The following is a 4,690-nucleotide window of genomic DNA, read 5'->3' on the forward strand; positions in this document are numbered from 1 at the left end:
GGGCTAAGTCTTAGTACGAGGTCGAATCCATGGCTACGCACGCCGCCGCCGGTCATCACGCCGATCACCACGACGACCACGACCACAAGCCGCAGGGCTTCTGGAACCGCTGGGTCTTCACGACCAACCACAAGGACATCGGTACGCTGTACCTGGTCTTCGCGTTCATCATGTTCTGCATCGGCGGCGCCATGTCCGGCGTCATCCGCGCGGAATTGATGACGCCGGGCCTGCAGTTCGTCGAACCGTATTTCTTCAACCAGATGACCACGGTCCACGCCCTGGTCATGATCTTCGGCGGCGTCATGCCGGCCTTCGTGGGCTTGGGCAACTGGATGATCCCGCTGCAGATCGGCGCGCCCGACATGGCGCTGCCGCGCATGAACAACTGGTCCTTCTGGATCATGCCGTTCGCGTTCACGGTGCTGCTCTGCACGCTGTTCCTGCCGGGCGGCGCGCCGGCCGGCGGCTGGACGCTGTATCCGCCGCTGTCGCTGCAGGGCGGTTCGTCGGTCGCGTTCGCGATCTTCGCGATCCACATGATGGGCATCAGCTCGATCATGGGCGCGATCAACATCATCGCGACGATCCTCAACATGCGCGCGCCGGGCATGGACCTGCTCAAGATGCCGCTGTTCGTCTGGACCTGGCTGATCACCGCGTTCCTGCTGATCGCCGTGATGCCGGTGCTCGCCGGCGCGGTCACGATGCTGCTGACCGACAAGTTCTTCGGCACGAGCTTCTTCAACGCGGCCGGCGGCGGCGACCCGGTGATGTTCCAGCACATCTTCTGGTTCTTCGGTCACCCCGAGGTCTACATCATGATCCTGCCGGCGTTCGGCGTCGTGTCGGAGATCATCCCGACCTTCTCGCGCAAGCCGCTGTTCGGCTACCAGGCCATGGTGTACGCGACCGCGTCGATCGCGTTCCTGAGCTTCATCGTCTGGGCGCACCACATGTTCACGGTCGGCATGCCGCTCGGCGGCGAGCTGTTCTTCATGTACGCGACGATGATGATCGCCGTGCCCACGGGCGTTAAGGTGTTCAACTGGGTCTCGACGATGTGGAAGGGCTCGATGACGTTCGAGACGCCCATGCTCTGGGCCGTCGGCTTCGTCATCCTGTTCACGATCGGCGGCTTCTCGGGCCTGATGCTCGCGATCGTGCCGGCCGACTTCCAGTACCACGACACGTACTTCGTCGTCGCCCACTTCCACTACGTGCTCGTGACCGGCGCGCTGTTCTCGATCATCGCCGCGGTCTACTACTGGTGGCCGAAGTGGACCGGCAAGATGTACTCCGAGAAATGGGGCAAGTTCCATTTCTGGTGGACCATCGTGTTCGTGAACCTGCTGTTCTTCCCGCAGCACTTCCTGGGTCTGGCCGGCATGCCGCGCCGCATCCCGGACTACAACGTCGCGTTCGCCGACTGGAACCTGATCAGCTCGATCGGCGCGTTCGGCATGCTCGTGACGCCGATCATGATGTTCCTGATCCTGTGGCACTCGAAGAAGCACGGCGCCGTCGCGACGCAGCAGGTCTGGGAAGGCGCGCACGGTCTGGAATGGACGGTGCCCTCGCCGGCGCCGCATCACACCTTCACCGAACCGCCCGTGATCCGCGCGCAGGATCTCGCGCACGGCGATCCGACCCACTGAGAACGATGAGCGCGCCGCGCCCACGCGGCGCGCGACCGATGCAATGACGAACGAACCCGCCCGCTTCGATCCCGCCACGCGCCGCTCGGCAGTCCGCCGTACGGCATGGATCGTCGTGGGCGTCGTTGCGCTGATCTACGGCGCATTCTTCGTGCGCGCGCTGCTGCTCATGAAGACCGGAGCCGCGCCGTGAGCGCCGCGAACCGGATCTGGCAGAAAAAGGGCTGGCTCATCGCCGGCGGTTTCTTCGCATTCGGCTTCGCGCTCGTGCCGCTCTACAACATCGCCTGCGAGCATGTGCTCGGCATCAAGCTCGAACAGGGCGCGGTCGATGCGGACGCGGCGGCGGCGATGGTCGTCGACGAATCGCGCCTGGTCACCGTGCAGTTCATCGCCAACACGAAGTCGAAACTGCCCTGGGTGTTCAACGCCGAAAAAGTCAGCATGCAGGTACACCCGGGCGAGCTTGCCGAAGCCTGGTTCGATGCGACCAACGTGTCCGAGCGCGACATAGTCGGCAATGCCGTGCCGAGCGTCGCGCCGAACTCGGCGTCGCTGTATTTCAACAAGACCGAATGCTTCTGCTTCACCGAGCAGCTGCTCAAGGCCGGCGAGACCAAGCGCATGCCCGTGCGCTTCATCGTCGACCCGCGGCTGCCGAAAGACATCAGTACCTTGACGCTCGCCTACACGTTCCTCGAGAACGATATCGCGACCAAGAAACTGGCCGAATCCAACCAGGCCGCCGCGCCGGCGTCCTGATCCAGCGTTTCTATCGGGGTTTTCACCATGGCGACAGCACAAGGCAAGCACATCTACTACGTGCCCCACGGCAGCAAGTGGCCGGCGGTCGGCACGATCGGCCTGTTCACGACCATGATCGGCGCGGCCAACTGGCTCAATGAAGTCAGCTGGGGCAAGCCGGCGTTCTATGTCGGCGTCGCGATCCTGCTGTTCATGATGTGGGGCTGGTTCGGCGACGTGATCCGCGAGTCGCTCAAGGGCATGTACAACTCGCAGGTGGACGTGTCGTTCCGCATGGGAATGATGTGGTTCATCTTCTCCGAGGTCATGTTCTTCGCGGCGTTCTTCGGCGCGCTGTTCTACGCGCGCATGTACTCGATTCCGTGGCTCGGCGGCGAAGGCGACGGCGCGCTGACCAACTTCTATCTGCACCAGGGCTATGCGCCGGCCTGGCCGACGAACGGCCCGGACGCGATCGGCGGCGCCTTCCAGACGATTCCGGCCTGGGGCGTGCCGCTGCTGAACACGCTGATCCTGCTGACCTCGGGCGTGACGATCACGATCGCACACCACGCGCTGCGCGCCGGTCACCGCAAGCAGCTGCTCGTGTTCCTCGGTCTCACCGTGCTGCTCGGCGCGCTGTTCCTGTTCTATCAGGCCGAGGAATACATCGAGGCGTACCAGCACCTCAATCTCACGCTGGGCTCGGGCGTCTACGGCTCGACCTTCTTCATGCTGACGGGTTTCCACGGCCTTCACGTGACCCTCGGCACGATCATGCTGCTCGTGATCTGGTTCCGCTGCCTCAAAGGTCACTTCACGAAGGACGACCACTTCGGCTTCGAAGCCGTCGCCTGGTACTGGCACTTCGTCGACGTCGTCTGGCTCGGCCTTTTCATGTTCGTCTACGTGCTCTGAACCACAGGCAGAAGCACACGGGGAAGCCGCGTTCGCGCGGCTTTTTCGTTTCTGGGCCTCGCGAATCGTCGACCCGCACAAACAGCGCAACCTGCGATCGACACACAGTGCCGGTAACCCATGGGTTCGATACACGCGGTGCGCCGATCAGGTAGGCTGGCTTCCGGATTATCGGCCCGTGCGCCATGCCCGATTTCGACGTCACCCTGCTGCTCGATACCGGCACCCTCTCGGTGCGCGACGTGCGTTGTCGCGGCGAGTGCCGTCACCGCAGTTCCGAGGAGTGCGCGGCGGCGACGCATCTCGTGTTTCCGTATCGCGGCGTCTACGTACGGCACGTCGGCAGCGACGAATCGGTCGCCGACGCGAATCACGTGCTGTTCTTCAATCAGGGCCAGGCCTATCAGGTCAGTCATCCCGTCGACGGCGGGGATGCCTGCCTGTCGCTCGCGCTGCCCGAGGCGCTGCTGCAGGAGCTCGCGCCGCCGGCGCTGCTGCAGCGCGGCGCGCCGGGCCTGTCGGAACAGAGCCTGCGCATCGACCCGCGCGCGCAGGCGCTGGTCGCGCTGCTGCGCCACGGTCTCGCCGGCGGACTGCTCGAACCGCTCGAAGCCGAAGGTCTGCTGCTGACCCTGGTCTGCCGCAGCCTCGGTCCGCGCACGACGCGCGCCGCGGCGTCGACGCGGCAGCGCCGGCGCCTCGTCGACCGCGCGAAACTGCTGCTCGCGAGCGACCTCACGCGGCGCTGGACGCTCGCCGACATCGCCGCTGAACTCGGCGGCTCGCCGGTCTATCTGACGCAGGCGTTCGCGCAGGTCGAAGGGGTGCCGCTGTATCGCTACCAGTTGCGCCTGCGCCTCGCGCAGGCGCTGGACCGGCTGCCGCGCGCCGACGACCTGACGTCGCTCGCGCTCGAACTCGGCTTCTCCAGCCACAGTCATTTCGCTTCGGCCTTCCGCCAGACCTACGGACGTTCGCCGTCGGAATTCCAGCGCGCGCTCGGAGCGCACTGACGCGAACTCGACGCGTCGAGCTTCCCGCGGCGAGCGCATCAGCGCCCGACCGGCGGGTCGCTAAAGAATTTGAAAGCGCCGTCCGCGGCTGCAGTGGTCCACTGACCACACCCGGACTTCGGGTGAAACCTTGGAGAGACGTCATGGCAACGCAAACCTGTGCAGCGTGCGACTACCCGCTCGACGACAACCGCATCAGCGTGAAGATCGGCGGCAAGACCGTCGAAGTCTGCTGCGAGGAATGTGCGCAGAAGCTCAAGGAAGCTTCGGCGACCGCGAACGGCTGAGGCCGCGGAACAGCGCGGCGGCGATCCGCTGCTGCAGCAGCTGCGACGCGCCGCTGGCCCGGCGCAGATG

The 4,690-nt window shown here is 65.0% G+C and carries 6 protein-coding genes; all 6 read left to right on the top strand.

Translation table 11 applies throughout. From position 1 onward, the window contains the following. Positions 1-29 precede the first annotated feature (29 nt). Positions 30-1,658, top strand: coding sequence for a cytochrome c oxidase subunit I (gene ctaD / locus VLF18_RS03485; RefSeq protein WP_325278231.1), 1,629 nt, complete (start codon positions 30-32; stop codon positions 1,656-1,658). A 43-nt stretch (positions 1,659-1,701) separates the two neighbouring features. Then, positions 1,702-1,851 carry a hypothetical protein gene (locus tag VLF18_RS03490; protein WP_325278232.1) on the top strand — a complete coding sequence of 50 codons (150 nt, stop codon included), beginning with the start codon at positions 1,702-1,704 and terminating at the stop codon, positions 1,849-1,851. Then, a complete protein-coding gene (locus VLF18_RS03495) occupies positions 1,848-2,420 on the top strand; it encodes a cytochrome c oxidase assembly protein (protein WP_325278233.1) in 573 nt (190 codons plus the stop codon). The genes VLF18_RS03490 and VLF18_RS03495 overlap by 4 nt, the downstream gene beginning before the upstream one ends. A 27-nt stretch (positions 2,421-2,447) precedes the next feature. After that, positions 2,448-3,320 (top strand): cytochrome c oxidase subunit 3, encoded by an 873-nt coding sequence (locus VLF18_RS03500; protein ID WP_325278234.1) that lies wholly within the window; start codon positions 2,448-2,450, stop codon positions 3,318-3,320. Between the two features lie 185 nt (positions 3,321-3,505). Beyond that, on the top strand, positions 3,506-4,333 hold the full coding sequence (locus tag VLF18_RS03505; RefSeq protein WP_325278235.1) for an AraC family transcriptional regulator: 828 nt from the start codon (positions 3,506-3,508) through the stop codon (positions 4,331-4,333). Between the two features lie 143 nt (positions 4,334-4,476). After that, positions 4,477-4,620, top strand: coding sequence for a hypothetical protein (locus VLF18_RS03510; RefSeq protein WP_325278236.1), 144 nt, complete (start codon positions 4,477-4,479; stop codon positions 4,618-4,620). Positions 4,621-4,690 lie beyond the last annotated feature (70 nt).

The organism is Tahibacter sp. (assembly GCF_035481375.1).
Lineage (GTDB): Bacteria > Pseudomonadota > Gammaproteobacteria > Xanthomonadales > Rhodanobacteraceae > Tahibacter.

Coding starts and splice junctions, on each gene's coding strand:
- VLF18_RS03490 (WP_325278232.1), top strand. CDS start 1,702: ATGACGAACGAACCCGCCCGCTTCGATCCCGCCACGCGCCGCTCGGCA.
- VLF18_RS03500 (WP_325278234.1), top strand. CDS start 2,448: ATGGCGACAGCACAAGGCAAGCACATCTACTACGTGCCCCACGGCAGC.
- VLF18_RS03510 (WP_325278236.1), top strand. CDS start 4,477: ATGGCAACGCAAACCTGTGCAGCGTGCGACTACCCGCTCGACGACAAC.
- ctaD (WP_325278231.1), top strand. CDS start 30: ATGGCTACGCACGCCGCCGCCGGTCATCACGCCGATCACCACGACGAC.
- VLF18_RS03505 (WP_325278235.1), top strand. CDS start 3,506: ATGCCCGATTTCGACGTCACCCTGCTGCTCGATACCGGCACCCTCTCG.